Raw genomic sequence first — 25,557 nt, forward strand, 5'->3', positions numbered from 1 at the left:
CTGTGGAACAGTCGTCGTTAGCCGCCCAAAGGCGTTCTCTTTGGTGAACATCCCGCTGCCGGACACATGGTTCCTTTCGAGGTCGATTTGCTCGCCTCATGATGGGGGTCGCTGGGGCCGCCTCAATGTTACTCGGCGCATTTCTGATGCAACGATCCCTACGAGGTCGGTCGCCCTTCGTCCCGGCAGGGACGCTTCCGCCGGAGCGGAACTGATGAGACCTATGGTCCTAATTCACGCCGCGGTCTTCTTTGGGATTCCGTATTCGAACTCGGTGCCGTCGACCCAAATCGAGTGCATGATGATTGCCAACTTTCGGGCAACGGCTATAGCCGCACGTTTGAACCCTGCGCGTTTGTGGATCCGAAGGCCCCAAGCCTTGAGGCGCGACCACTTGGCCGATCTGGTCAAAAGCACAGTCGCCGCTTGGTACAGATATGATCGCACCATTCTGCTAGGCGTTTGCCCGATGCCAGCCGAATAACTGCTCTCTCCCGATTGGCGCGTACGCGGGGCCAGACCAAGATACGGGCCGACTTTGGCAGAGGATGAAAACCGTTTTGGGTCGTCAATCGTAGACATAAAGCCAAGCGTAACCAGATAGCTTACCCCTGGAATGGTCATGATCCGAAGTGCGTGTTCGTTCTTTGCAGCAGTGTCTTTGAGCTGATCGTCGTACACCCGTATTTGTTCAGAGAGTGCATCGTGCGCGTCCAACAGCGGCTTCAGCATTGGTGCGACCGCGGGATGCTCTGCAATAACGTCTGCTACCATCTTGGGAAATCGCGAGGTCCCCGTGCTCTCGGTTATGAGGCCAAAAGTCTTCACGATACCCCGCATCTGGTTCAGCAGATCCCGGCGCGACAGCCTCATTTGATACCGCGCAGAGAGCATGGAGCGAATGAACTGCGCTTCAGGTGTGCGTACATTGGCTTCTTTGTACCATCCGATCCTCATCAACTCGGCCAGCCCCTCAGCATCGTTACGATCCGTCTTGTTCCGGCGCATCGACAGCGCTTGACTGGCATGGCGGGCGTCAACACAGATGACGGGCACGTCACGATGCCGGAGTTCCCGCCAAAGCCAAGGTGTGGTCGCGCCGGTCTCTACCGCGACCCGCTGGCAATTCGGCGCATGTTGATTGAGGCATTCAACGATAGATGCCAGTTCCGATGGGATTGCGCCCTGAAAAACCGCCTTGCCATCCTCACGCAGAACGCAAACGTGCGTTTCGGCGAGGGATACGTCCAGGCCTACATAGGTCATCGAATGATTGGCTCCAGTCATCTTTTCAGCTCCTCAATCGGGCGTTTCAACTAGCCCAACATTAGACGTGAAGCGGAGGACCGTTGTTACTCCATGTTACCCTTTAGGGCGGAGACAGCCTGTTTCGGGCGACCATGCAGCCGTGGCGCAAACTGGCTCGAAGAGACTGCTTGCGCCACACCTGGGCTGTAGGGAGCCCGGTCGCGAGCTGAAGGCTCGAGATTTGCCAGTTCTGAAGCTGTCGACTAACGGCGCGAGGTTTACCGTGAGAACAAACCTCATATATTCCAGAGATTGGCTGAGATATTCTGAGAGCAGACATGGAAGAAGGCATTGCCCTCTACAACTCATTTTTTACCCGTTTCATCAGGTTTTTCGCTGATCGAGGTTATAGTGGGTGCTTATTAGACGACCGAGAAAGCTTTCGGCTCGACTTTTCGATGGCGTTTGCTTTTGAGTGGGATCTAGTGGCCGAAATTCAGTCCTGGGAAGAGTGGGTTGCCCTGAAAGACTGGTTGGATGCTCACGGAGCGCAACGCATTGATGTTATGGTTGTAGCTCGACAGTTTACCTACATAGTCAATGAGCAGGAGCTGGTCTCAGTAAAACGAGTTTTGCAACGTCGCAACGTGCTCCCACGATTGGACCAGGGTTTAATCGGCAGGGCAGATTTTGAGTCTGTCATGCTTGGCGGTCACAACAAAGGTTTCATACCTGTGGCGGGAAAGAGGGTCATCTTGATCCAAGGACTGAAACTTCATGAGGAGGTTCAGGTCGGAGGCCTCGGGAAGCTTATCCAGCTAACAGACAATTACGTAAACGCTGTTACGCGAACACCAGTATCATCGGGTGCTCCTCATCTTTACAGTGGCTTTCTCACTGAAAATCCGGTCTTTTTTGAGCGCAAGGGGCTGATTTCACTGATGGCAGCACTGCGTAGCTTTCAGTATGCAAGATCCGGCGATCTCAGATACTGTTGGACAATCGGCCTATACAGGAGCCTGACCGGGCAAGATGCAACGCTGAAACCCGGCGGTGTTGTGCAATACTCAGAAGAGACATCATTGTTCGGTACCGAGGCGCCTCGGCTTACCGAAGTTGCCAAACTTGAGACAGGATTGTTGGCCGAGCACATTCTTGAGACGCTCGCCGGGCATCAGAGCAACTTGATAGCCTCCGAATTATTCAATCGTGCATTGCTTGCGCCGAAACACCTACGAGTACCTTCCGTCTTTTCAGCCCTAGAGTCAGTCTTCTATGTCCGAGACAGGTTCACCAAGAAGAAGGCAATTGCAGCCTTCGTCGCTGAAGTTCTCCAACTCACAAGGGGTAAAGCCGATTTCCTGATCAAGATGTATGATCTGCGAAATGCCATTATCCATGGGGACGAAGCCGAACAGCAGCAAGTGTTAGTCGATCTGCAGACCAACAGGCAGCGGTATGATCTGAAAACTGACCCAACTGCAGAGCTGGCAGAACTTGTTTGCCTTCTTTTCAAGGATCTTATGGCGCGGGGCTGGGAATCAAAGCCCGATACGCGCCAGTTGGAGCGCAGCGTCTTTCAGAACGCCAACCTACGAGATTTGCTTCAAAGGTAATCACTGCGCCAAGAGTATCTGTTGATCAGAGGCAGTTTCTCTGACCAGAAAGGCAGAACTATCTGAAGCTTTTCAGTGAAGATTTGGTGGAGCCTAGGAGGATCGAACTCCTGACCTCCTGCATGCCATGCAGGCGCTCTCCCAGCTGAGCTAAGGCCCCAAACCTGTCCGCTTTCCAGTGTCCGTTCCGTCTCCGGTGCGGTCCGTCTTGCGGTGTGAGCGTCGTTTAAGGGACGGCGGCGCAGGCTGCAAGCGTAAAATGCGCCGGGTTCCAAACTTTTTTCCGGCACTGCCGGAACGCTGCCCGGGGAAGGCGAGGCGCTTCCCCGGGCAGCTGGAAATGCCTTAGGAATCGTCCTCGGGGGTCGACATGTCGGCAATCTCGTCCAGCGGAACGTTGTCCTCGTCATCGTCATCGTCCAGGACATCATCGCCCAGATCAACATCGACGTCGTCATCATCTTCCAGAACCGGGCTGTCGCCTTCGAGGTTCTCTTTGGCCTTCAGGGTTGCCGCATCCTCGGCATCTGCCTCGATCATCCGGGTTTTGCCGGTGTCCAGCGCGACGGCCTCGCCCGTGTAGGGGCTGACGATCGGGTTCTTGTTCAGGTCATAAAAGCGCTTGCCAGTGGTGGGGCAGATGCGCTTTACACCCCATTCTTCCTTGGGCATGTGGATCCCCTTGATTAACTGGTGAGTCGTATCGACGATTCAGGTGCCTTGCCATATGAGGGGGGGACTGTCAAAGCCAAAGCCTGGAAAGGGGCGCCTATGGCCGAACACCACCTGCCCGGAAACCCGCCGGTGCCGCTGACGCTGCGGCGGTCGGCACGGGCGCGGCGGATCAGCCTGCGGATATCCTCGCTGGACGGGCGGGTGACACTGACGCTGCCCAAAAGCCTGCCGGAACGGGCCGCACTGGCCTTTGCCGAGGAGAAGGCGGATTGGATCCGGTCGCATCTGGAAAAGCATCCCGAGGCAGTGGAAGCAGGGTTTGGCACGGTGTTGCCGGTTGATGGCCAGAACCGGGTGGTTGAGCGCGCGCCAGGGCGGCGCATCCAGCTGGACGCGGGCCGTATTGCGGTGCCGGGGGACAGTCCGGGGCGGGTCTTGCAGCGTTACCTGAAAGAGCTGGCGCGCAACCGGCTGGCCGAGGCGTCGGATTTCTATGCCGCCCGGCTGGGCAAGGGCTACAGCCGCCTGACCTTGCGCGATACCCGGTCGCGCTGGGGGTCCTGCACCGCCGATGGCGGGCTGATGTATTCCTGGCGGCTGATCCTGGCGCCGCCCGCAGTGCTGCGTTATGTCGCCGCCCACGAGGTGGCGCATCTGCAGGAGATGAACCATTCGTCTGCCTTCTGGGCGGTGGTGGAACGCCTCTATGGCCAATACGAGCCGCCGCGCGGCTGGCTGCGCGAAAACGGAGCCGGCCTGCACCGTTACCGGTTCGGCGAATAGCAGCAAGGCTTTGACCCTGCGGATGCGCGGGCTAACCTCTTGGCAGGTACCTGTTTCCAGTTTCCCCGGTTCTTGAGGCTTGCCCGTGTCAGACAAACCGCAACGACGCCTTGCCGCCATTTTTGTGCTGGATGTCTCCGGTTTCAGCCGCTTGATGGCCGAAGATGAGGCTGGAACGCTGAACCAGGTTCTGGCGCAGCAGCAAAGCCTGATTGCTCCGGCGATCCGCAGCCATGAGGGCCGGATCATCAAGCTGATGGGCGACGGGGTGCTGGCGATTTTTCCCAGCGTGATCTCGGCGGTAGAGGCGGCAGCCGGGATCCAGGCCGCCGCCGCCCGCAACCGGCATCTGCAGCTTCGGATCGGTATCACTCTGGGTGAAGTGCTGATTGCCCAGGGCGATATCTATGGCGACGATGTCAATATCGCCGCCCGGCTGGAGGCTTTGGCACCGCTTGGCGGGGTGGCCCTGTCGGCTGAAGCATATGGCCAGGTGCGGGGCCGTATTCCTTATGCGTTCGAGGACCTGGGCCTGCATGAGGTCAAGAACATTCCCGAGCCTGTGCAGGTCTATGTACTCGGCGGCGAGCTGACCTCGCTGCCCAGTCTGCACCCGGTGGCCGCACCAAAGAAAGCGGACCAGGCAGCTTCGCCACCGCGCTGGCGGGCCGGGCGGCCTGTGTGGCTGGCGCTGGCTGCGTTTACGGTCCTGGCTGCCGCGGGCGGCGGCTGGTGGGCCGCGGGCATGCCGGGTCTGCAAGGGGCGGGGCAGACGGCCAGCGGGGCAGAGCAGACGCGGCCGCTGGTTGCCGTGATGCCCTTCACGGCGGCCTCGGCATCTCCTGAACTGGCGCAGGCGCTCACCGGCGAGGTGATCCGCGCGCTTGCCGCGGTTCCCGGCCTGGCAGTGGTGGCCCCGGCCAGCAGCCGGGCGGCGGCCGGACTGCCGCCGGACCAGGCGGCGAAACTGCTGGGAACAGAGTTCCTGGTCAGCGGCCATTTGCCTGCCGCTCCGTTACGGGGGATCCGGCTGGATATCCGCAGCCCGTCCGGGCAGGCAGCTCTGCCGCCCCGCCCGCAATCCAACCTGTCCGGCCTGGCATCTGCAGTGGCGGCAGATATTCTCAACGCCTTCAGCCAGCCGGTGCATGCGGCCGCGGCGGCGACAGGGCCGGATCAGGCGCTGATGCATATGCTGATGGCGCGCAGTCACCTGGCGGCTGGGCAGCAGCAAGAGGCCGGACTGGCCGTTAAACAGGCTTTGCAGCTGGCCCCCGGGCTGGCAAAGGCAAGAGTGCTGCAGGCAGAGCTTGACCTGGATTTGCTGACGGGCCCGCTGGCCGGCCTGCCGCAGCGCGCGGCCAAAGCGGCACAGCTGCTCGACGGGCTGCCTGAAACACCCGGAACCTTGCGCATCCGCGCCCTTGCGGCGCAGTTCAGCGGCGCGCCGGACACCGCCTTGACCCATGCGCAGGCGTTGGAGCGCTCTTTTCCGAACGACGCAGATGGCCATCTGCTGCGGGCCTGGCTGCTGCAGGTGGAGGGGCAGGGTGCCGCCGCCGAGGCCGCCTATGCCACTGCTTTGCGGCTCAACCCGGTGCCGTCTGCGCTTTATCAGAGCCTGCGCGCGTCGATGCTGTTTGATGCCGGGCAAGAGGAGGCTGCCGTTGACACTGCCAGTGCAGCGCTGGCGCTGGAACCCCAGGCGCAGCTGGCCCAGGCGGTGCGCTGCGCGGGATTGGCCTCGCTTGGCCGCTTTGAAGAGGCTGGCAGTGCCTGCGCGCAGCTGCAGGCCGCAGGGCTGACACTGGATCAGGCAGCGGGCGCCTTTCCCTATGGTGCCAGGGCCGGGGGCGGCAGTGCGCTGCAACGGCTGCGCACCGGATTCAGCCTGGCAGGGTTGCCTGGCCGCCCCTGACGTGCTGCCCCGGACTTGGGGGCCGTGATCACACGCGCGGATCTGTCCGCTTGACCGCGGCGCAATTTGTGATCACTTGAGGGGATGAACCTGACTGCCCGCTCCCCCCAGGACGCTGCCGCCCCTGCCCACGACCGCGTCTACCGCGCTTTGCGCACCCGTATCATGCATGGTGAAATCACCCCCGGCGCTGCGCTGACGCTGCGCGGCATCGGCCGTGAATTCGGCGTCTCAATGACGCCTGCGCGCGAGGCTGTGCGGCGGCTGGCCGCCGAGGGCGCGCTGTTCCTGTCCTCTTCGGGGCGGGTATCCACGCCGGAACTGACAAATGAACGGATTGAGGAGCTGGCGGCCCTGCGCGCGCTGCTGGAGGTGGAGCTGTCCAGCCGTGCCTTGCCGCGAGCGCATATGGCCCTGATCGACCGGCTGCAGATGATCAACGGAACGGTTGCCGAGATGGTCACCAAACGCGACGCGGTCGGCTATATCCGCACCAATCTGGAGTTCCACCGCACCCTGTATCTGCGCGCCCAGGCACCGGCCATGCTGGCGATGGCCGAGACCGTCTGGCTGCAGCTGGGCCCCACCATGCGGGCGCTTTACGGCCGGTTGCGCCGCACCGACCCGCCGCAAAACCACCGCCTGATCATCGCGGCGCTGAAGGCCGGGGATGAACCGGGCTTGCGTTTGGCAGTGCGCTCTGACGTGACCCAGGGTCTGCGGCTCCTGGCCGGGTAGGTCTGCCTCCCGATCCTGCTGGCAGGTACGAGGGCGGAGGCACTCCCGCCTGTTCGGGTCAATTCGGAAATTGCCTCACAGTTGGGCGTGGCCCGGCGCCGTGGCGCCGGGCCACGCCCAAGGCCGCCAGCGGCACTGGCAAAGCCGGTGCCGCGCGGGCGCGGGAGGGTCTGCGTGAACCGAAGTTGCCAAGTTCCGAATGTCCTGTGTGCATTGAGGTTGAGCAAACCTCGTCCAGCCCCCTTAGAACCGGGTGATTACGGTGGCGCCTACGGATTGGAACCGGTCCATTTCCATCAGTGAAGCCACCGATTGCTCCAAGCTGATTTCCTGGCCGATCAGCCGGCCGGGCGCTAGCTTGCCGGATTGCACCATGTCCAGCATTGCACCGTAGCGATGGGCCTGCATGCCGTGGCTGCCAAGGATCTCCAGTTCATCCGCGATCACCCGCGCCATCGGAACCTGCGGCGTGCTGTGGTCCGCCAGCATCAGCCCCACTTGCACATGCTTGCCGCGCTTGCGCAGGCAATTGACCGAATTGAAGCAGGTGTCCGGGTGCCCCAGCGCGTCCAGCGACACATGCGCCCCGCCGCGGGAGATCTCCCGCACCGCTTCTGCCGCATCCGCGGCGGTGCTGGCATCGACCCCGGCAACCGCGCCCAGGCTGCGGGCCAGCGCTAGCTTCTCCTCGGATATGTCGACAGCGATCACATTGGCGCCAAGTGCGGTGGCGATCATTACCGCCGACAGCCCAACGCCGCCGCAGCCATGCACCGCCACCCATTGCCCGCCGGAAACCCGGCCTTGATCCGCCACTGCGCGGAAGGATGTGGCAAAGCGGCAGCCAAGGCTGGCGGCAGTGGCAAACCCCATGGTTTCCGGCAGCGCTACCAGGTTCAAATCCGCATGATGGATGGACACATATTCGGCAAAAGATCCCCAATGGGTAAAGCCGGGCTGGAACTGGCTGTGGCAGACCTGCTGGTGGCCGGCGTGGCACTCCGGGCAGCTGCCGCAGCCGCCAACGAACGGCACTGTGACCCGGTCGCCGCGCCACCATTTGCTGACATCCTTGCCAACCGCGGCAACCGTGCCTGCCAGCTCGTGGCCCGGCACATGCGGCAGGGTGACATCCGCATCATGCCCCATCCAGCCGTGCCAGTCGCTGCGGCACACACCGGTTGCCTCAACCTTGATCACCACGCCGTGGGGCACCGGAGCTGGATCCGGCAGCGAAACCACTTCCGGTGTTTCACCAAAGCGTTCATAGAGCACAGCTTTCATCGGGGCAGGTTCCTTTGACGGTTGCAAGAGATAAGGCTTATTAGCAGGCAGCTGCCGGGGAGAGTATTTCTGATGCCTCTGCAATTCTGGAGAAATCCGGCGTAGTCTTTCCAAAAATGCCACTATTGAGCAGGAGTCTTTCGCTGTGGAGCAAATTGATAAGGTGGATGCCCGTATCCTGGACTGTCTTCAGCGCGATGGCAGGCTGTCCAATGCCAAGCTGGCGGAACGGCTGTCGCTCAGTGAAACGCCCTGCTGGCGGCGGCTGAAACGGCTGAGCGAGTCCGGCGTGATCGAGGGGTATCAGGCGGTCCTGAACCGCCGCGCGCTAGGGTTCGGAGTGATGGCCTTTGTCCAGCTTAGCTGCACTGAACATGACGCGGCCACGACAGCAGACTTCCAGCGCGCCATCGAAGCCAGCCCGAATGTGCTGGCCTGCCATAATACCACCGGGGACGCGGATTTTCTGCTGCAGGTGGTGGCGTGCGATCTGGATGATTACAGCCGCTTCGTTGAAACCGTGCTGCGCCGGTTGCCGGGGGTGTCGGGGATCAAGTCCAGCCTGTCCTTGAGGGAGCTGAAATCGTCCAGTCATTTGCCGGTGAGCGATCTGCGGATGTGAACAGCGCTGACCTGCACAAATGGCTCCCGGCCAGCGGCTCCCGCCTGGGCAGGCCTGCCTGTCAGGCAGACCCTTGCAATTGGGCCCGGCCCGGTGCCCTGGCACCGGGCCGGGCCCAAGGCCGCCAGCGGCGGTGGCGTCAGCCGGCGGTGCGCGGGCGCGGGAGGGGTTCCGCCACCTGCGCCCTTAAGATCCGATGCGCCTGATCAGGCCCCGCTGCCGGTGTAGTAGGGTGAGTTCATTGCCCGGCTGGCCGCCTCGGTGACCGAGGCATCAAAGACCCGCGTGTAAAAGGCGCAGCCCAGTTCCGCCGCAGTTTCCGGGAACAGGTTCAGCGCAAAATCCAAAGCGTTGTCCAGCGTGTCAAAGGCGTCGAAGCCGCCCAGTGTCCGGGTCTGCAGCCCGCTCAGCCAAACCTTGTTCTGTAATCCCGGCAGCATTTTCAGCGCCGCGTTGCGCGCTTGCCAGGGGGCTTCTTCAAACGGCACCGACAGTTGCAGTTCGGTGTACACGAACGCCCCTGGAGCCGCAGCCCCGCTGTTGTAATGCGCCGCACCCATGTCGCGGCTGGCCGTGGCGGTGGCTTCGGCGTCAAACACCCGCGTGTTGTGGGCGACGCCAAAGCTGCGCGGCTCGCCCGGGAAATAGCCAGTCACAAAGCTGCGGGCGTTTTCAATGCTGTCAAAGGCATAAAAACCGCCAATGGAATTATTGCCATGGCCGGACAGCCAGGTCTTGTTCAAAAAACCTGGCTGTTGCCGGATCGAGGCGTTGATCTCCTGCAGCGGCACCTGGTCGAACGGCACCGAGATTGCGACTTCGGTATAGACAAAGGCTTTTGGAGTCATGGCAGTTTCCTTTGTTTTGGCAAGAGAAGGCAGCAGCATCGCCCCGGCTGAGGCTGCAAGCAGCTGGCGGCGGGACAGCCGGGATCGATCGCGGAAGGCCGCGTTACTTTGATCGTGGGTCATGTTGGCTCCGGTTTGTTTGCTTGCATTTTGCAAGTGAATAAGAGTTCGCATGACAACTTGCGTTTTGCAAGTATAAAAACTACCAAGAGTTCATGACTGATAAGCACAGCAAATACGGGTCCGGCTGCCCGGTGGCCTATGCCCTTGATATCTTTGGCGACCGCTGGAGCCTTCTGGTGATCCGCGACATGGCGGTGAAGGGCGCGCGCACCTATGGCGAGCTGCTGAACGGCGGGGAGGGGATCTCGACCAACATCCTGGCGCAGCGGATGAAGCAGCTGGAAGAGGCGGGGATCCTGAGCAAAAGCAAGGATCCGCAGAACGGCCGCAGCTACATTTACACACTCACGCCAAAGGGCCGGGATCTGGCGCCGGTACTGGCAGATATCGCCCTGTGGAGCGCCAGATACAACAAAGCCGGCCACGCGATGACCGGCTTCAGTGACAAAGTGCAGGCAGACCGGGACGGCGTTATCACCCGGATCCGCGCGGGTAAGCTGCCTTAGGCCGCCAGCCCTTTGGAGCCGATGTCCAGGAATTTCTGGCGCCGGTCTTTGATCAGTTCGTCTGCGGTCTTGCCCTTCAGCTCGTCCAGCATATCCTGGATCGCGCCGCTGACCGAGGCCATTGCCGCCTTGGCATCACGATGCGCGCCGCCCAGCGGTTCCGGGATGATCCGGTCATTGACGCCCAGCTTCTGCAGGTCCTGTGCTGTCAGGCGCAGCGCTTCCGCCGCTTCGCGCATCTTCTCGGCATCCTTCCACAGGATCGAGGCGCAGCCTTCAGGGCTGATCACCGAGTAAACCGAATGTTCCAGCATCGCCACACGGTTGGCCGAGGCAAAAGCCACCGCACCGCCGGAGCCGCCCTCACCGATAATGACTGAGATCAGCGGCACGCCGATCTTCAGGCACATCTCGGTCGAACGCGCAATTGCTTCCGACTGGCCGCGCTCCTCGGCGCCTTTGCCGGGATAGGCGCCGGCAGTGTCGACCAAAGTGATCACCGGCAGCTTGAAGCGGCCGGCCATCTCCATCAGCCGGATCGCCTTGCGGTAGCCCTCAGGGCGGGCCATGCCGAAGTTGCGCTCAATCCGCGATTTGGTGTCGCTGCCTTTCTCATGGCCGATCACCACCACCGGCTGATCGTTGAACCGGGCAAGACCGCCCATCACGGCCAGATCGTCGGCAAAATTCCGGTCGCCGGCCAGCGGCGTGTATTCGGTGAACAGCGCCTTGATGTAATCCTGGCAATGGGGGCGGTCGGGGTGCCGTGCCACCTGGCATTTGCGCCAGGGCGTCAGCTCCTTGTAGAGGTCTTTCAGCAGCTGAGCCGCCTTGGCGTCCAGCGCCGCGGCCTCATCCGCCACGTCCATTTCCTCATTCGCGCGCGCCAGCGCCCGCAGCTCCTCCGCCTTGCCTTCGATTTCGGCCAGCGGTTTTTCGAATTCCAGATACTGGGTCATGTCGCCTCTGCTCAGCGGGTTTGCCGTTATATGGCCTTAGCAGCGCCAAGATGCAACTCAGCAAGATTTGTGATCTGCTGCCATGGCATAAGGGAAGAGCTAAAGAGCGCAAGGGAGGCACCGCGAATGGCCGCCAGTTACGAAGACCGGATCCTGCGGGTTCTGGCCTATATCCACGGCAACACCGATGGCGATCTGTCGCTGGACAGGCTGGCCGATGTGGCGGCGATGTCGCGGTTTCACTGGCACCGGGTATTCCGCGCCCTGACGGGTGAAACCTGCGCCCAGGCTGTGCGCCGCATCCGGCTGCACCGCGCCGCGGGCTGGCTGGTGCAGGGGGACATGCCCATTGCGCAGGTTGCGGCCCGCGCCGGCTACCCCAATCAGAACAGCTTCTCCCGCGCGTTCTCTGATGCTTACGGCAGCAGCCCGGCGGCCTTCCGCCGGGCGGGTCAATTCCGGCTGCCGAACCCAACCCTCAGAACAGGAAGTTACCCGATGTATGACGTGATCACCCGCACCGACCCCGCCCGCCGCCTGGCCGGCCTGCCGCACAAGGGCGCCTACATGGAAATAGGCAAAAGCTTCGAGGCCTTCGGCGCGATCTGCGAAAGCCGCGGGTTGTGGCCGCAGCTGGGCGCGATCACCGGGGTCTATTTCGACAGCCCGGACGCGGTGCCCGAAGCGGATCTGCGCAGCTTTGCCGGGGCAGAGCTTACCGGCGGCACGCTGCCCGATGGGATGGAGGAGGTCAGCCTCCCCGGCGGTAAAACCGCGGTGCTGACCTACAAGGGGCCGTATTCTGGCCTCCATGCCGCCTATCACAGCCTGTTCGGCAATTGGCTGCCGCAGTCCGGCGAGGAGCCGGCCGATCAGCCCTGCTATGAGATCTACCTCAACAATCCGCGCGACACCGCGCCCGAGGATCTGCTGACCGAAATCTGCCTGCCGTTGAAGTAGCCCTACGCCTGCAGCAGGATCGCTGCCAATGATGCCAGCAGCAGCGCGGCCATGGTCCAGTTGAACGCCCGCAGCTGCGCGGGCCGGGTCAGCAGCCGCCGCAGCTGCTGGCCCAGCATGGTCCAGGTCGATGCCGAAAAACAGCCGATCAGCAGGTAGGTGCCGGAGACCCACAGAATGGCACTCAGGTCGCGGCTGGCGGCATAAAGCGTGATTGCCCCCAGCGCCATCGCCCAGGCCTTGGGGTTGACCCATTGAAAGGCGCAGGCCTGCACAAAACTCAAAGGCCTGCCCTCGGCTGCCCCCTCCCGCGGCGGCGCGGCATTGGCGATCTTCCAGGCCAGCCACAGCATATAGGCCACAGACAGCACCGTCATCACCGGGGTCAGCACCGGGAAGGCATCAAACAGATGCATCACCCCCAGCCCGACCGGCAGGATCATCAGTGGGAAGCCGACCGCCACTCCCAGCAAATGCGGAATCGTCCGGTGAAAGCCGAAATTGGCCCCCGAGGCCATCAGCATCAGGTTGTTCGGGCCGGGCGTGAAGACCGTGCCAAAAACAAAACCGGCCAGCGCAAAGAGGAGTTCATAGGTCATGGGCAAGAAGATTGCGCAGTGATTGCCAAATGAAATTGCGTTTTGCAGCGTTTGCGGCGTAATTTCACAATCAATGGCGAAGAATGATAAAATAAACCAACAAATATTGCAGGAACTCACCCGGGACGGCCGGATCAGCAATCTGGAACTGGCCGAGCGTGCGGGCCTTTCGCCCTCGGCCTGCCTGCGCCGGGTGCAGGAGCTGGAGCGCGCCGGCGTCATAACCGGTTACCGTGCCGTGCTGGACCGGCAAAAGCTGGGGATAGGCTTTGCCACCTATATCGGCGTCGGCCTGGGTGAGCACACCAAGGACGCGCAGGAAGCTTTTGAACATGCCATGCAGGCCGCGCCCGAGGTGGTTGAATGCCACAACATCACCGGCACCATTGAATACCTCCTGCGCGTCGAATGCGCCGATCTGCCCAGCTACAAGAAATTCCATACTGATATCCTGGGCACGTCTCCTTATGTCACAGCAATCACCACCTATGTGGTAATGGGTTCGCCCAAAGACTTGCGGGCGTGATCCCTTGCCGGCTTTGGATTTTGAGTATTTGTAAAAAGGTGAAACAAAGAGCTTCTTCATCTTTCTCCTAAACACTCACTGCGAAACGTCTGCCGCAAAGACAACGTTTAGCATGCGGGCGGATACGCCCGCCCGTCTCCGCCTTATTGGCGGCGCCGCCAATCCTTAACCGCCACGCTGATACGGCACTGGGTAACGGCACTGGGAACATGATCCAGAACAGATGAACAACCGGAGGGGCAGAGGGCCTTGCCGGGCAAAACTCGTGGCCGGGGTCAACTGGTTCAGCGGTGTGCCAGCAAAACCCGCATGGCAATCTCCGGTGAGGCCAGCACCGGCACCTGGGTCTGCGCCCGCAGCACTGCTGCCGCCCCGGCCATCGAGGCCTGCGCCAGCACAACGCAGCCAAAGGCGCCATCCTTAAGCGCCATTGCGATGCTTTCTGCTATGGCAGCAGAAAAATCCGCACCGGCGCCCGTTTCAAACAACGGCCAGTGCTGCCCTAGAAACATCGGGACCAGTTGCGGATCACACCCGCCAAAGGCCCGCCGCAGCAGCGCCTCTGATGGGGCCGCGGTGCTGTCCAGGCAATAGGCCATCAGCACCGGCCCGCCGATCCGCGCCGCTTCCTGCATCATCGGCCAGTCGACGCGGATGGCGCCTGCCTCCTCTGCTACCGGACCAAGTGTGGTGCAGGTGCACAGCACCGGGCCGTCAGCCGCGCTGATTGCCGCAGCAATCTCTGCTTTCAGATCCGCGCCAATGCCATCCCGCGCCCGTGCCAGCCAATCGCTGCGCACTTGCTGGTTCAGATCCGCTTCGGGTGCCAACGCCCGGAACGTCCTTGCATGCACCTCTGCCGTATGCAGCAAAGTCAATTTTGTCATCAAACTCTCCATACGGAAAAGGCGCCCCATCGGGACGCCTTTGCACTTTGTCTATGCGAACCGGCGTCAGCTGTTCGCAATCAGTTCGGCCTGGGCCACAATCACTTCAGCCTGCTTGATCGAGGCGATATCGACAAGGCGGCCCTTATATACAGTCGCGCCGGCGCCCGACGCCTTGGCCTCTTCCATCGCTGCCAGGATCTCGCGGGCTTCCGCCACAGCCTCATCCGAGGGGGTGAAGACCTGATTGGCCAGCGCGATCTGACTGGGATGGATCGCCCATTTGCCAACCATGCCCAGAGTCGCGGACCGTTTCGCCTGGGCGATATAGCCATCCTCGTCCGAGAAATCGCCGAACGGCCCGTCAACCGGCAGGATGCCATGGGTGCGGCAAGCGGCGACAATTGCAGCCTGCGCCCAGTGCCAGGGGTCGGACCAATGCTTTTCGCCTTCGCGGATCATATAGTAGTTTTCCTGCGTCCCGCCGATACCGGTGGTCTGCATCCCCATCGAGGCGGCGAAGTCCGCAGCACCCAGCGACATCGCCTGCAGCCGGGGCGAGGATTTGGCGATATCCTCGGCATGGGCAATGCCTGCCGCCGACTCGATGATCACTTCAAAGGACACCGGTTTGGCCCGGCCTTTGGCGCGCTCAACCGCGGTGACCAGCGCGTCCACCGCGTATACATCCTCGGCGCAGCCGACCTTGGGGATCATGATCTGATCCAGCCGGTCACCGGCCTGTTCCAGAATGTCCACCACATCGCGGTACCAATAGGGGGTGTCGAGCCCGTTGATCCGCACCGACAGATACTTGCTGCCCCAGTCGACGCCATTGATCGCCTCGATCACATTGGCGCGGGCCTGATCCTTGTCGGAGGGGGCCACCGAATCCTCAAGATCGAGGTTGATCACATCCGCCGCCGAAGCGGCCATCTTCTCGAACAGTTTGACTTTGGAGCCGGGGCCGAACAGCTGGCAGCGGTTGGGACGCGCCGGAGCGGCGGGCTGGATGCGGAAGGACATGCGGAAACCCCCTGGGTAAGGAAATTGCAGAATTTTCGCTGTTCTGGTTATTAAGTTGCGCGCCTTCTTGCAAGCGGATTTTGCACTTGCGGCACGAAACGCCGCGTTGCGGCAATCCCGTTTGCGCCTTTTGCGTCGCAAACCCGCGCGAAACTGCCGCCGGCATGCTGCATTGCGCAAGAAAAGACACGGGCGCAGATCCGTGCGGAAATGGAGTTTCATGAAACGCGCATTGATCGACAACTGGGCCCTGTTTCTGGGCATGCTGCTGCTGATGGTCGGCAACGGGCTGCTGGTCACGCTGCTGACGATCCGCGGCTCGACGCTGGGGTTCACGGATCTTGAGATTTCCGTCATGCAGGCCTGTTATCCGCTGGGGGCGCTGGCGGGAACAATGCTGACCCCGAGGCTGATCGAGAAGGTCGGCCATATCCGGGTGTTCTCGGCGCTTGCGTCGATGGTTTCGGTGGCGGCGATTGCCCATCTGCTGACCTCGGACCCGGTCAGCTGGGCGGCGATGCGGCTGCTGGCGGGCTTTTGTTTTCCGGGCCTTTACGTGATCACCGAAAGCTGGCTCAACGCCAAGTCGGAAAACCGGATCCGGGCGCAGGTGCTGTCGGTCTATTTCATCATCCAGACGGCGGGGCCGGCGCTGGGCACCGCGATGGTCGGCCTGCCGGATCCCAGCGGCAACCTGTTGTTCGGTGTCACTTCGATCCTGTTGTCGGTGGCTATTGTGCCGCTTTTGCTGTCCAACATCCGGGCGCCGGATTACTCGGCGCCGGACCGGATGCCGGTGACGCGGCTGTACAAAGTGTCGCCGATGACGGTTCTGGGCATCGTCATCATGGGGGCGGGAGTGGTGGCCTGGTACATCAGCCTGCCGCTTTATGCACTGCAAAACGGTTTCAGCGAGGCGCAGGCCTCGGGCGCGCTGGTGATTGCGCTGATCGCCTCGGCGCTGGTGCAATACCCGGTCGGCTGGCTGTCGGACCGCACTGACCGGCGTTATGTGGTGATTGCGCTGTCGGGGATCTCGGCACTGGTTGCGCTGTGGATGGCGGTGGACACGGCGCCGTCGCGCATAGTGGTCGGGTTTTCGGTCATCGCTGCAACCACGCTGCCGATCTATTCGATCCTGGCGGCCCACGCCAACGACCAGCTGCAGCCGGGGCAGGTGGTGCCGGCCAGCGGCACCATGGCGTTCCTGCTGCAGCTGGGGCAGTTTTTCGGCATTCTGATCGGGCCGAACATGATCAGCGTCGCGGACGGGCGGGGGCTGCAATACCTGCTGATCGCGGTTGGCGTGACCGTGGCGCTGATCGCCATTGCGCGGCGCGCGACCTCCGGGGCGCCCGAGGACACCGGCGAATTCCAGGCCATGGGTGTGATCGGCGTGGCGCAGCCGGGGGTGCTGCAGGCGGAATCATGGGCGGAAGAGGAGGAAACGTCTGTAAGCAGTGGTGCTTGCGAAGAATCTTCTGACATTCAGTAGGTTTCGTGAAGAAAATCGTGCAAGTAGGGCGTTCCCGCGTGATTTCGAGAGGACTTTGCGCGAAATTAGCCCGATTTTAGCGCGACCAATTTAACTCGAAGGATGAGCGCGATGATCGAGACCCCTTATCTGCTGTTCCTGGGCGACGCGCCTGACATGCTGGCCGCCAAGGTTGCCATCGGTATCCGCGACTGGCGTCCGGATCACGCTGTCGGCCAGATCCGCCTGCCGGGCTGCGGCGCCGATCTGGGCCTGACTGAGATGTCCCTGGCAGAAGCCAAGGCAGCCGGCGCCAAGACGCTGGTTATCGGCGTGGCCAACCGCGGCGGCGTGATCTCGCCCGCATGGAAAGAAGTGCTGATCGCGGCGCTGGAAATGGGCTATGACATCGCCTCGGGCCTGCACAACCTGCTGCGCGACGAGGGCGACCTGGTGGCTGCCGCCCAGACCCATGGCGGCACCCTGCACGACGTGCGTGTTCCCACTGTCGGTTATCCGATTGCCAATGGTGTCAAGCGCAAAGGCAAGCGCTGCCTGGCAGTCGGCACCGATTGTTCGGTCGGCAAGATGTACACCGCCCTGGCAATGGACGCGGACATGCAGAAACGCGGCATGAAGTCGACCTTCCGCGCCACAGGCCAGACCGGCATCCTGATCACCGGTCACGGTGTGCCGCTGGACGCGGTCATTGCCGACTTCATGGCGGGCTCGATCGAATATCTGACCCCTGACAACGACGACGACCACTGGGACCTGATCGAAGGCCAGGGCTCGCTGTTCCACGTCTCCTACTCAGGCGTCACCATGGCGCTGGTGCATGGCGGCCAGCCGGATGCGCTGATCCTGTGCCACGAGCCGACCCGCACCCATATGCGCGGCCTGCCGGATTATGACGTGCCGAGCCTGGAAGAGCTGAAAGCCGTGGCCCTGCCGCTGGCACAGCGCGCCAACCCGGCCTGCAAGGTTGTCGGTATCTCGGTGAACACCCAGCACCTGTCCGAGGATGAAGCGGTCAAGTATCTGGCCGAAGTTGAAGAGCGGATGGGCCTGCCCGCCGTCGACCCGTACCGCCACGGTGCAGGCCGCCTGGTGGACGCGCTGGCCGCGGTCTGATCTAACAGCCCCGCCGGAGGTGCTTGCCGACAGGGCAGGTGCCTCCGGCGGGAGTATTTTTGAAAAGATGAATACGCCGGAGCCGGGTTTTCCAGGCCTCCGGCTAAGGTTCGCCGCCACGCGCGGGGCGCCGCAGGAAGGGGCAGTTTCATGAACATCACTGTTACACCGGACGTCTTTAAGCTGGCGCAGGTTTTCACCATCTCGCGCGGTTCGCGCACCGAAGCCAAAGTGCTGACCGTGCGGGTGGAGAGGGACGGCGTCACCGGCTGGGGCGAATGTGTGCCTTATGCCCGTTACAACGAGACGCTGGACAGCGTGACGGGTGAGATAGAGGGGCTGCCTGCTGATTTCACCCGCGCAGAGCTGCAATCGCTGCTGCCCGCTGGTGCTGCCCGCAACGCAGTGGATTGCGCGTTGTGGGATCTGGAGGCGAAGCAGGCCGGCAAACGTGTCTGGGAACTGGCCGGGCTGGAAGCCCCTGGGCCGGAGATCACTGCTTACACGCTGTCGCTTGACACGCCGGAGAAGATGCAAAAGCAGGCCGCGGAAAATGCTTTCCGCCCGCTGTTGAAGATCAAGCTGGGCACCCCCGACGACATGCCCCGCCTGGAAGCGGTGCGCGCCGGAGCGCCGGATGCCAAGATCATCATCGATGCTAATGAGGGTTGGTCAGCCGAAGTCTATGCCGAACTTGCGCCGCATCTGGTGCGGCTGGGCGTGGAGCTGGTGGAGCAGCCGCTGACTGCGGGTGAGGACGCGGCCCTCATTGGCATGGAGCGCCCGGTGCCTGTTTGCGCCGATGAGAGCTGCCATGACCGCGAGAGCCTGCCGAAGCTCAAGGGCAAATACGATGTGGTCAACATCAAGCTGGACAAGACCGGGGGCTTGACCGAGGCGCTGAAGCTGCGTGATCAGGCGCTGGCCGAAGGGTATCAGGTGATGGTCGGCTGCATGGTCGGATCCTCATTGGCGATGGCGCCGGCGACGCTTGTGGCGCAGGGTGCGGCGGTTACGGATCTTGACGGGCCGCTCTTGCTGGCCGAAGACCGCGAGGAACCTTTGACATTTGATGCCGAAGGCGTGCACCCGCCTGTGGCTGCACTCTGGGGCTAAGGAGAATACCATGACCCGTACCGTTTTTGTGAATGGCGAATACCTGCCTGAAGGGGAAGCCAAGGTTTCGATTTTTGACCGCGGCTTTCTGTTTGCCGATGCGGTTTATGAGGTGACCTCGGTTCTGGATGGCAAGCTGATCGATTTTGACGGCCACGCCGTGCGCCTGGACCGCTCGCTGAAAGAGCTGGACATGGCCTCGCCCTGTACCAAGGACGAGCTGCTGGAAATCCACCGCAAGCTGGTGGAGCTGAACGGCATTGAGGAAGGCCTGGTGTACCTGCAGGTCTCCCGCGGCTCCGACGGCGACCGTGACTTTGTGTTCCCCTCCGCCGATACCCCGCCGTCGCTGGTGCTGTTCACCCAGAACAAGCCGGGCCTGGCCGACAGCCCGGCCGCACAGAAAGGCGCCAAGATCATTTCGATCGAGGACATCCGCTGGGGCCGCCGCGACATCAAGACCGTGCAGCTGCTGTATCCGTCTATGGGCAAGATGATGGCCAAGAAGGCGGGCTGCGACGATGCCTGGCTGATTGAGGACGGCTATGTGACCGAGGGCACCTCCAACAACGCCTATTATGTGAAGAACGGCAAGATCGTGACCCGGCCGCTGTCCAATGACATCCTGCACGGCATCACCCGCGCCGCGGTGTTGCGCCTGGCGCAAGAAGCGCAGATGGAGATCGAGGAGCGCCTGTTCACCATTGATGAGGCGAAAGAGGCGGATGAAGCCTTCACCACCTCTGCCAGCGCCTTTGTGATGCCGGTGGTGGAGATCGATGGTGCGGCGCTGGGTGACGGCACTCCCGGACCGATCGCCAAGCGCCTGCGCGAGATCTATTTGGAAGAAAGCCGCAAGAAAGCAGTCTGAGACACGCAGCCTGGATTGCAGATGCCCGGATTGATGAGGGCCGTCCCAATGGGGCGGCCTTTCTGCATTTTTTGCGGATGACGGGGCCTTCACATGGATTTAGCGGGGTGAGGATTGGCTGCCATTGATGCTCGGGGATTAACAATCGCACGCGCCCCGGGTGAATGTCCTTGCTCGGGACTGATTGCGGCGGGATTTTAACTAATTTTACACAAAAAGGGCCAGTTCCGGACGAATTAGGATAGGGTGGGGACATAGAAAGCGCTGCCCGCATAAGCGGGGGGATGCCAGAGTTTCACGTTAGGGAGTTGCCCAATGGATCAGACCTTTCAGCCGGAGTTCGCAGCCGTTGTGGAATGCCCGTCAGCCGAGGGCAGCGAGGCCGAGATCCTGGCAGCCGTGCGCAGGGTGCTGACCGCAGAAGAGGCCATTGACCCGGAGATTGCGCAGTCGGCTGCCAAGCGCGGCTGGTTCACGGGCAAAGCGCGGGCGTCTGAGCCTTCAGTCACAAGTTCGCTTGCCGCGCGGTTGCTTGGCCGGTTCCGCGGCTAAGAATCACCGCCCTGTCCTGCCTGCAGCGCCCTGCGGTGCCGGATCACTCAAATGACTAATCCCGGCACGGCCCCGCAACAGAAATGATAAGGCCGCCGCTGACCGGCGGCCTCTTTGGTTTTCAATGGCAATGGACTGTGCCGGTTGCCGTTTCCATATGGCAGCACTGGCCCGGAGGAGAGCTTTTCCGGCAGCCTCCGCCATGCATTACAATTCCTTGCCGAACGATACCTGCCGGCTCCAGCGTGCTGGCGAACAGGGCCGCAGGGGACAAAAGAGCGCCTGCAAGGGCCAACGCTGGTATCAAAGTCTTCATTCTCAGTCTTCCAATAAAGCTCTGTGCCGAGTGTATTTACCCATGGTGTAAGCCACGCAAGACTTTTCCCGCCTTGCGGGCGGGTCAAATTTCCAAACCGTGCTTCTTTCTGGTCTGCAATACCCCAGGGTGAATTGGCCGCCAGGCCAAGAGGGGCAGCGCCCCTGCGCCGTTCCTCTTGGCCTGGCGGATTTTGCAGAAAAACGACAGCCGGAATGGCGGGCACGGGCCGGGAAAGGGCTTGCTGCGGCGCCTGGCCTTCAGGAAACAGGGAGGGTCTTCCATGCAGCCGTTTGAAGGAGTGCAGGTTCTCGATCTCGCCCATGTCTAGGCGGGGCCGTTCGCGGCCTGTCAGCTGGCAGCGCTGGGGGCAGAGGCGATCAACATCGAACCGGTGAACCATCCCGGCATGACCCGCAGGCAGGCCGCGCCGGACGGCCTTGGGCCGGGTTTTGCGCGGGCGCAGCGGGGTTCACACTGGCGAATTTGATCCTGGCGGAACGTATGGGCGCGGCAACGGTTCTGGGCGGGGCAGTGATATTCACAGCCTTTCTTTGGCCGCAGAAACCGCACCCCCGCCCGCGGTCGCCTGAAAACGCCTGCTGGCCAGCCTATTGCCGGTCTGTCACATTTTCCTTGAACGCGACCTCGAATTCCGCCTGCTTTTCGGCGCTGGCCTCGGTCTGGTGGCTGGCTTTCCACTCGGCCATGGTCATGCCGTAATAGGCCTCGCGCGCAGCGTTTCTGTCCATGCCGATGCCGCGCTCATTGGCGGCTTCCTGATACCAGCGCGCCAGGCAGTTGCGGCAAAAGCCGGCCATGTTCATCAGATCGATGTTCTGTACATCGGTGCGGTCTTCCATCAGGTGCTTTTGCAGGCGGCGGAAGGCGGCGGCCTGGATTTCGATTTCGGTTTGCTTGTCCATGGCGGTGGCTCCGGAGTTGTCTTGCGTCGCCTCAGGCCTAGCAGCCGGGACCGGGGCGGGCAATGGGCGCGGGCGGCCGGGATCAGGCCAGCTGCAGCGCCAGCCACGGCCCCAGCGCGGTGGCCAGGATCACAATCTTGTAGGTGCCAAGCCAGCGGTAAACGGTGAGGCTGACATCGGCCGGCGCCAGTCCGAACATCCGGGCGTGCAGGCGCGCCACCCAGTCCTGCAGCAGCATCAAGAGGATGGCAGACAGGGTGAACAGGCCGATGTGCAAGATGGTCAGCCAGCCGAAGAAGGCGGAGAGGGTTTCCTGGGCCATGATGGCTCCTTTCCCGTTGCTGTGCCGCGTTTCCAGCCCTGATGTGGGGGGCGCCGGGCACCGCTGCAAGATCATGCGGTAGCGTGCCGCAGATCAGAGACCTGAATTTTCGAGGGCTTTAGGCAGAACACTTGCCAGGCGTTCCGCCCATTTGCACTGTCCATCGTGTTCGGCAATCAGGTCGTTTCTGAGCTCGATCAGCGTATTGGGGCGGCCTGCATGCGTGGCGTGGGTCTCAATCGCGTCGCCGGGCAGGTGGCCGGTGTAGGGCTCGTTGATGCCGACACACAGGCCGTCCTCGGCCTTTAATTCCTCGATCACAAAGGGCGAAAACCGTTCGCCTTCGGGAAACAGGATGCCGATCTCCCAGGGGCGCGGTTCGCGCCCGCGCAGCTGGCGGGTGAAGCTGTGGACCGAGACGATCACGGTGCCGGGGCGTTCGGCCAGCCGGGCCAGGGCGCGGTGATAAGGGCGGTAGCAGCCTTCCAGCCGTTCCTTCAGTTCTGCCGTGCCCGCGTGGCGGTTGGCTGGAATTATGGTGCCGTCGTAAAGCTTCATCAGAAGGGTCGGGTCGTCCTCGCCGCGGTTGGGGTCGATTACCAGCCGCGAGAAGTTCGACGCCACCACCGGCGCGTCCAGCATCCCGCCCAGCAGTTTGGCCACCTCATAGGCGCCGACGTCATAGGCGATGTGGCGTTCCATATCCGCACGCGGCAGGCCCAGATCGCCGCCGCCGGCAAAATCCGGCACATGGTTGGTTGCGTGGTCGCAGGTGATCAGCCAGCGGGCGGGACGGTCTGCGCCGTGAACAAAATAGGGTGTGTATGTCATGAGCCTGATATGTTTTGCCGCAAGCTGTTTACGGGAGTTGCGGCAGAATGGGAATTGGGGGATAAGCACCCTGAACGCTGTTTGCGGTAACATAAGTCAGGCCCGAAGGAGAAGACCCCTATGAAACGTTCGCGCAATGTGAAGATTGTCGCCACCCTGGGGCCGGCTTCGGAGACCTATGAAACCATCCGCGCCCTGCATGAGGCCGGCGCCGATGTGTTCCGGCTGAACATGTCGCACGGCAGCCATCCGGAGATTGCCGAAAAGCACAGGATCATCCGCCAGGTGGAGCAGGATCTGGACAGCCCGATTGCGATCCTGGCCGATCTGCAAGGGCCGAAACTGCGGGTGGGTGTCTTTGCCAATGGCGCCGAGGATCTGGTGGAGGGCGCCAGCTTCCGTCTTGATCTGGATGAGGCCGAGGGCGACGCAACCCGCGTGTGCCTGCCGCATCCGGAGATTTTTCAGGCGCTGGAACCCGGTGCGCATCTCTTGGTCAATGACGGCAAGATCCGTCTGGCAGTTGATGACTGCGGAGCGGATTTTGCCGATTGCACAGTGGAAATCGGCGGCACCATTTCGAACCGCAAGGGGGTGAACGTGCCCGACGTGGTGCTGCCGCTGGCGGCGCTGTCGGAGAAGGACCGCGCGGATCTGGAATTTGTCTGCGCCCTGGGTGTGGATTGGCTGGCGCTGTCGTTTGTGCAGCGGGCCAAGGACGTGTTCGAGGCCCGCGGGCTGGCCGATGGCCGCGCCGCGGTGCTGTCTAAGATCGAAAAGCCGCAGGCGGTGGAGGATTTCGAGGCTATCCTGGATGCCTCGGACGGGATCATGGTGGCGCGGGGCGATCTGGGGGTTGAGCTGCCGGTGGCGGCGGTGCCGCCGATCCAGAAACGGCTGGTGCGCAAATGCCGCGCGGCGGCCAAGCCGGTGATCGTGGCGACCCAGATGCTGGAAAGCATGATCGAAAGCCCGATGCCGACCCGGGCCGAAGTCTCGGATGTCGCCACGGCGATCTACGAGGGCACCGACGCGATCATGCTGAGCGCCGAGAGCGCGGCAGGCCAGTATCCGATCGAGGCGGTGCAGACCATGGACAAGGTCGCGGTCGAGGTCGAGGCAGACCCCACCTATACCCAGATCATCGCCGCCTCGCGTTCGGCCAAGGGCACCACTGTTGCTGATGGCATTGTGGCGGCAGCGCGCGAGATTGCCGAAAAGACCGAGATCAAGGCGATCTGTTGCTTTACCCAGTCGGGCACCACAGCACTGCTGACCGCCCGCGAGCGCCCCGGTGTGCCGATCATCGCCATGACCCCGGTCAGCGCCACCGCCCGGCGGCTGTGCCTCAGCTGGGGCTGCAAATGCGTGATGACGCCGGAACTGGACCGCTTCAAAGGCGCGGTTGTCAGTGCGGCGCGGGCGGCGCGCTCCGGCGGCTATGCCGGGGACACCGACCAGATCGTGGTCACCGCCGGCGTGCCTTTCAACGTGCCGGGCACCACCAATATCCTGCGCATTGCCCCCTGTGATGAGCGATTGATTTACAGCACTGATCCGGAATAACGGGGAGCTGCTTGTCTGCAGGCCGGCAGCGAAGTTTGAAAACATCGGCCCCTCGCCTACCATTTCCTTGTGTCAGGCCGTGATGGGGGACGTGGTTTATGGGGACCGATTTGCCGCTGATAGCGGGTTTGGTGATTGCCGGGTTTTCGGTGCCGTCGATTCTGTCGGCATTCAGCGAACGGCGGCCGCCGCGGACATCCGTGGCGACCATTCTGATTGCCATCGGTCTGATCGCCTATGCGGTGATGATGAAACCCGGCGGCTACCGCATTGACGAGATCCCGGATGCGTTTTTCCGGGTTCTGGGACGCCTTCTGTAGAGAATCGGCTTGCCCATCGGGCAGGCATTGCGTATTGGGCAGCTCTGTTCCGCGTGGCCGGCCTTTCTTAGGCATGCCGAGTCGCGCGTCTAGCGAACCCGCATTGAAGGAGACGGAAATGCCCAAGATGAAGACAAAGTCGAGCGCCAAAAAGCGCTTTAAGGTGACTGCGACCGGCAAGGTCATGGCAGGTCAGGCCGGCAAGCGCCACGGCATGATCAAACGGACCCGCAAGTTCATCCGCGATGCCCGCGGCACCACAACCCTGTCGGCACCCGACGCTAAGATCGTCAAGGGCTTCATGCCCTACGACCGCTAAGAGGAGATTGAGATATGTCCCGCGTTAAAGGTGGTACCGTCACTCACGCCCGTCACAAGAAGGTCATCAAGGCAGCCAAAGGTTATTACGGCCGCCGCAAGAATACCTTCAAAGTCGCCCGTCAGGCCGTCGACAAGGCGAACCAGTATGCAACCCGCGACCGCAAGAACCGCAAGCGCAACTTCCGCGCGCTGTGGATCCAGCGGATCAACGCTGCTGTCCGTTCGCACGACGAAGCGCTGACCTATTCCCGCTTCATCAACGGCCTGACCCTGGCCGGCATCGAAGTGGACCGTAAGGTTCTGGCCGACCTGGCCGTGCACGAGCCCGAAGCCTTTGGTGCCATCGTGCGCCAGGCACAGGACGCGCTGGCAGCCTAAGGCGCCGGAGAGTTCCGAATTCAGGAAAGGCCGCTCCGGTAGGAGCGGCCTTTTTTCGTGTTTGAGGTTCACTGTTCCGCACTGCGTCCAGCGGCCGCAATTGACTGTCTTG

Annotated in this window: 28 protein-coding genes and 1 tRNA gene; 17 read left to right on the forward strand and 12 right to left on the reverse strand. The window is 62.2% G+C overall.

Annotated elements, in window-relative coordinates:
- Positions 1 to 234: 234 nt before the first annotated feature.
- Positions 235 to 1,287, reverse strand: coding sequence for an IS110 family transposase (locus tag ETW24_RS03000; protein WP_205877346.1), 1,053 nt, complete (start codon positions 1,285 to 1,287; stop codon positions 235 to 237).
- A gap of 299 nt (positions 1,288 to 1,586) precedes the next feature.
- Here ETW24_RS03000 and ETW24_RS03005 point away from each other — a divergent pair, with 299 nt between their 5' ends.
- On the forward strand, positions 1,587 to 2,864 hold the full coding sequence (locus ETW24_RS03005; protein WP_129369680.1) for a hypothetical protein: 1,278 nt from the start codon (positions 1,587 to 1,589) through the stop codon (positions 2,862 to 2,864).
- Positions 2,865 to 2,948: 84 nt separating this feature from the next.
- On the opposite strand, the gene ETW24_RS03010 is transcribed toward ETW24_RS03005, so the two are convergent.
- Positions 2,949 to 3,024: transfer RNA gene (locus tag ETW24_RS03010), tRNA-Ala, on the reverse strand.
- 185 nt (positions 3,025 to 3,209) lie between these two features.
- Positions 3,210 to 3,536, reverse strand: a complete 327-nt coding sequence (locus ETW24_RS03015) for a TIGR02300 family protein (protein ID WP_129369681.1) — start codon at positions 3,534 to 3,536, stop codon at positions 3,210 to 3,212.
- A 99-nt stretch (positions 3,537 to 3,635) separates the two neighbouring features.
- On the opposite strand from ETW24_RS03015, the gene ETW24_RS03020 reads away from it, so the two are divergent.
- The 3 genes from ETW24_RS03020 (at position 3,636) to ETW24_RS03030 (ending at position 6,978) form a co-directional block, all read left to right on the forward strand.
- Entirely contained in the window at positions 3,636 to 4,322 is a 687-nt protein-coding gene (locus ETW24_RS03020) for a M48 family metallopeptidase (RefSeq protein WP_129369682.1), read from the forward strand.
- 85 nt (positions 4,323 to 4,407) lie between these two features.
- The gene (locus ETW24_RS03025) at positions 4,408 to 6,240 is read left to right on the forward strand and encodes an adenylate/guanylate cyclase domain-containing protein (protein ID WP_129369683.1); all 1,833 of its coding nucleotides are present in this window, start codon (positions 4,408 to 4,410) and stop codon (positions 6,238 to 6,240) included.
- Positions 6,241 to 6,324: 84 nt separating this feature from the next.
- On the forward strand, positions 6,325 to 6,978 hold the full coding sequence (locus ETW24_RS03030; RefSeq protein ID WP_129369684.1) for a GntR family transcriptional regulator: 654 nt from the start codon (positions 6,325 to 6,327) through the stop codon (positions 6,976 to 6,978).
- 243 nt (positions 6,979 to 7,221) lie between these two features.
- Here ETW24_RS03030 and ETW24_RS03035 read toward each other — a convergent pair whose 3' ends face one another.
- Positions 7,222 to 8,262 carry a zinc-dependent alcohol dehydrogenase family protein gene (locus tag ETW24_RS03035; protein WP_129369685.1) on the reverse strand — a complete coding sequence of 347 codons (1,041 nt, stop codon included), beginning with the start codon at positions 8,260 to 8,262 and terminating at the stop codon, positions 7,222 to 7,224.
- 145 nt (positions 8,263 to 8,407) lie between these two features.
- On the opposite strand from ETW24_RS03035, the gene ETW24_RS03040 reads away from it, so the two are divergent.
- Entirely contained in the window at positions 8,408 to 8,884 is a 477-nt protein-coding gene (locus ETW24_RS03040; RefSeq protein ID WP_129369686.1) for an Lrp/AsnC family transcriptional regulator, read from the forward strand.
- Between the two features lie 206 nt (positions 8,885 to 9,090).
- Here the strand turns inward: ETW24_RS03040 and ETW24_RS03045 are convergent, their stop codons facing one another.
- Positions 9,091 to 9,732, reverse strand: coding sequence for a YdhR family protein (locus tag ETW24_RS03045; RefSeq protein ID WP_254695693.1), 642 nt, complete (start codon positions 9,730 to 9,732; stop codon positions 9,091 to 9,093).
- Between the two features lie 215 nt (positions 9,733 to 9,947).
- Here ETW24_RS03045 and ETW24_RS03050 point away from each other — a divergent pair, with 215 nt between their 5' ends.
- Positions 9,948 to 10,361, forward strand: a complete 414-nt coding sequence (locus tag ETW24_RS03050) for a winged helix-turn-helix transcriptional regulator (RefSeq protein WP_129369688.1) — start codon at positions 9,948 to 9,950, stop codon at positions 10,359 to 10,361.
- Here ETW24_RS03050 and ETW24_RS03055 read toward each other — a convergent pair.
- Positions 10,358 to 11,320, reverse strand: coding sequence for an acetyl-CoA carboxylase carboxyltransferase subunit alpha (locus tag ETW24_RS03055; RefSeq protein ID WP_129369689.1), 963 nt, complete (start codon positions 11,318 to 11,320; stop codon positions 10,358 to 10,360). The two genes, ETW24_RS03050 and ETW24_RS03055, sit on opposite strands and share 4 nt — an antisense overlap.
- Before the next feature lie 126 nt (positions 11,321 to 11,446).
- Here ETW24_RS03055 and ETW24_RS03060 point away from each other — a divergent pair, with 126 nt between their 5' ends.
- A complete protein-coding gene (locus ETW24_RS03060; RefSeq protein ID WP_129369690.1) occupies positions 11,447 to 12,280 on the forward strand; it encodes an AraC family transcriptional regulator in 834 nt (277 codons plus the stop codon).
- A 2-nt stretch (positions 12,281 to 12,282) separates the two neighbouring features.
- Here ETW24_RS03060 and ETW24_RS03065 read toward each other — a convergent pair whose 3' ends face one another.
- A complete protein-coding gene (locus tag ETW24_RS03065) occupies positions 12,283 to 12,879 on the reverse strand; it encodes a LysE family translocator (protein WP_129369691.1) in 597 nt (198 codons plus the stop codon).
- Positions 12,880 to 12,952: 73 nt separating this feature from the next.
- On the opposite strand from ETW24_RS03065, the gene ETW24_RS03070 reads away from it, so the two are divergent.
- On the forward strand, positions 12,953 to 13,405 hold the full coding sequence (locus ETW24_RS03070) for an Lrp/AsnC family transcriptional regulator (RefSeq protein WP_129369692.1): 453 nt from the start codon (positions 12,953 to 12,955) through the stop codon (positions 13,403 to 13,405).
- A 284-nt stretch (positions 13,406 to 13,689) separates the two neighbouring features.
- Here the strand turns inward: ETW24_RS03070 and ETW24_RS03075 are convergent, their stop codons facing one another.
- Positions 13,690 to 14,292, reverse strand: coding sequence for a hypothetical protein (locus ETW24_RS03075; protein WP_129369693.1), 603 nt, complete (start codon positions 14,290 to 14,292; stop codon positions 13,690 to 13,692).
- A gap of 66 nt (positions 14,293 to 14,358) precedes the next feature.
- Positions 14,359 to 15,318 (reverse strand): L-malyl-CoA/beta-methylmalyl-CoA lyase, encoded by a 960-nt coding sequence (locus ETW24_RS03080; protein WP_129369694.1) that lies wholly within the window; start codon positions 15,316 to 15,318, stop codon positions 14,359 to 14,361.
- Positions 15,319 to 15,538: 220 nt separating this feature from the next.
- Here ETW24_RS03080 and ETW24_RS03085 point away from each other — a divergent pair, with 220 nt between their 5' ends.
- The 5 genes from ETW24_RS03085 (at position 15,539) to ETW24_RS03105 (ending at position 20,465) form a co-directional block, all read left to right on the forward strand.
- Positions 15,539 to 16,813: an MFS transporter gene (locus ETW24_RS03085; RefSeq protein ID WP_129369695.1), complete on the forward strand. Its 1,275-nt coding sequence runs from the start codon at positions 15,539 to 15,541 to the stop codon at positions 16,811 to 16,813.
- A gap of 111 nt (positions 16,814 to 16,924) precedes the next feature.
- Complete coding sequence (gene dgcN / locus ETW24_RS03090; RefSeq protein WP_129369696.1) at positions 16,925 to 17,926, forward strand: N-acetyltransferase DgcN; 1,002 nt, start codon at positions 16,925 to 16,927, stop codon at positions 17,924 to 17,926.
- Positions 17,927 to 18,076: 150 nt separating this feature from the next.
- Positions 18,077 to 19,042 (forward strand): N-acetyl-D-Glu racemase DgcA, encoded by a 966-nt coding sequence (gene dgcA / locus ETW24_RS03095; protein WP_129369697.1) that lies wholly within the window; start codon positions 18,077 to 18,079, stop codon positions 19,040 to 19,042.
- Positions 19,043 to 19,052: 10 nt separating this feature from the next.
- Complete coding sequence (locus tag ETW24_RS03100; RefSeq protein ID WP_129369698.1) at positions 19,053 to 19,913, forward strand: D-amino-acid transaminase; 861 nt, start codon at positions 19,053 to 19,055, stop codon at positions 19,911 to 19,913.
- Between the two features lie 315 nt (positions 19,914 to 20,228).
- Entirely contained in the window at positions 20,229 to 20,465 is a 237-nt protein-coding gene (locus ETW24_RS03105; protein ID WP_129369699.1) for a hypothetical protein, read from the forward strand.
- A gap of 927 nt (positions 20,466 to 21,392) precedes the next feature.
- Here the strand turns inward: ETW24_RS03105 and ETW24_RS03115 are convergent.
- From ETW24_RS03115 to ETW24_RS03125, 3 genes are all read right to left on the reverse strand, one after another.
- Entirely contained in the window at positions 21,393 to 21,707 is a 315-nt protein-coding gene (locus ETW24_RS03115) for a DUF1244 domain-containing protein (RefSeq protein ID WP_129369701.1), read from the reverse strand.
- An 82-nt stretch (positions 21,708 to 21,789) separates the two neighbouring features.
- Positions 21,790 to 22,029 carry a DUF6868 family protein gene (locus ETW24_RS03120; protein WP_129369702.1) on the reverse strand — a complete coding sequence of 80 codons (240 nt, stop codon included), beginning with the start codon at positions 22,027 to 22,029 and terminating at the stop codon, positions 21,790 to 21,792.
- A 93-nt stretch (positions 22,030 to 22,122) separates the two neighbouring features.
- Positions 22,123 to 22,860, reverse strand: a complete 738-nt coding sequence (locus ETW24_RS03125; protein WP_129369703.1) for an N-formylglutamate amidohydrolase — start codon at positions 22,858 to 22,860, stop codon at positions 22,123 to 22,125.
- 120 nt (positions 22,861 to 22,980) lie between these two features.
- On the opposite strand from ETW24_RS03125, the gene pyk reads away from it, so the two are divergent.
- The 4 genes from pyk (at position 22,981) to rplT (ending at position 25,445) form a co-directional block, all read left to right on the forward strand.
- Positions 22,981 to 24,426, forward strand: a complete 1,446-nt coding sequence (gene pyk / locus ETW24_RS03130) for a pyruvate kinase (protein WP_129369704.1) — start codon at positions 22,981 to 22,983, stop codon at positions 24,424 to 24,426.
- A 98-nt stretch (positions 24,427 to 24,524) separates the two neighbouring features.
- Complete coding sequence (locus ETW24_RS03135; RefSeq protein WP_129369705.1) at positions 24,525 to 24,746, forward strand: hypothetical protein; 222 nt, start codon at positions 24,525 to 24,527, stop codon at positions 24,744 to 24,746.
- 118 nt (positions 24,747 to 24,864) lie between these two features.
- Positions 24,865 to 25,065 (forward strand): 50S ribosomal protein L35, encoded by a 201-nt coding sequence (gene rpmI / locus ETW24_RS03140; protein ID WP_027263382.1) that lies wholly within the window; start codon positions 24,865 to 24,867, stop codon positions 25,063 to 25,065.
- Between the two features lie 14 nt (positions 25,066 to 25,079).
- Positions 25,080 to 25,445, forward strand: coding sequence for a 50S ribosomal protein L20 (gene rplT, locus ETW24_RS03145; RefSeq protein WP_024088794.1), 366 nt, complete (start codon positions 25,080 to 25,082; stop codon positions 25,443 to 25,445).
- Positions 25,446 to 25,557: the final 112 nt, after the last annotated feature.

This window comes from Leisingera sp. NJS204 (genome assembly GCF_004123675.1).
Classification (GTDB): Bacteria; Pseudomonadota; Alphaproteobacteria; order Rhodobacterales; family Rhodobacteraceae; genus Leisingera.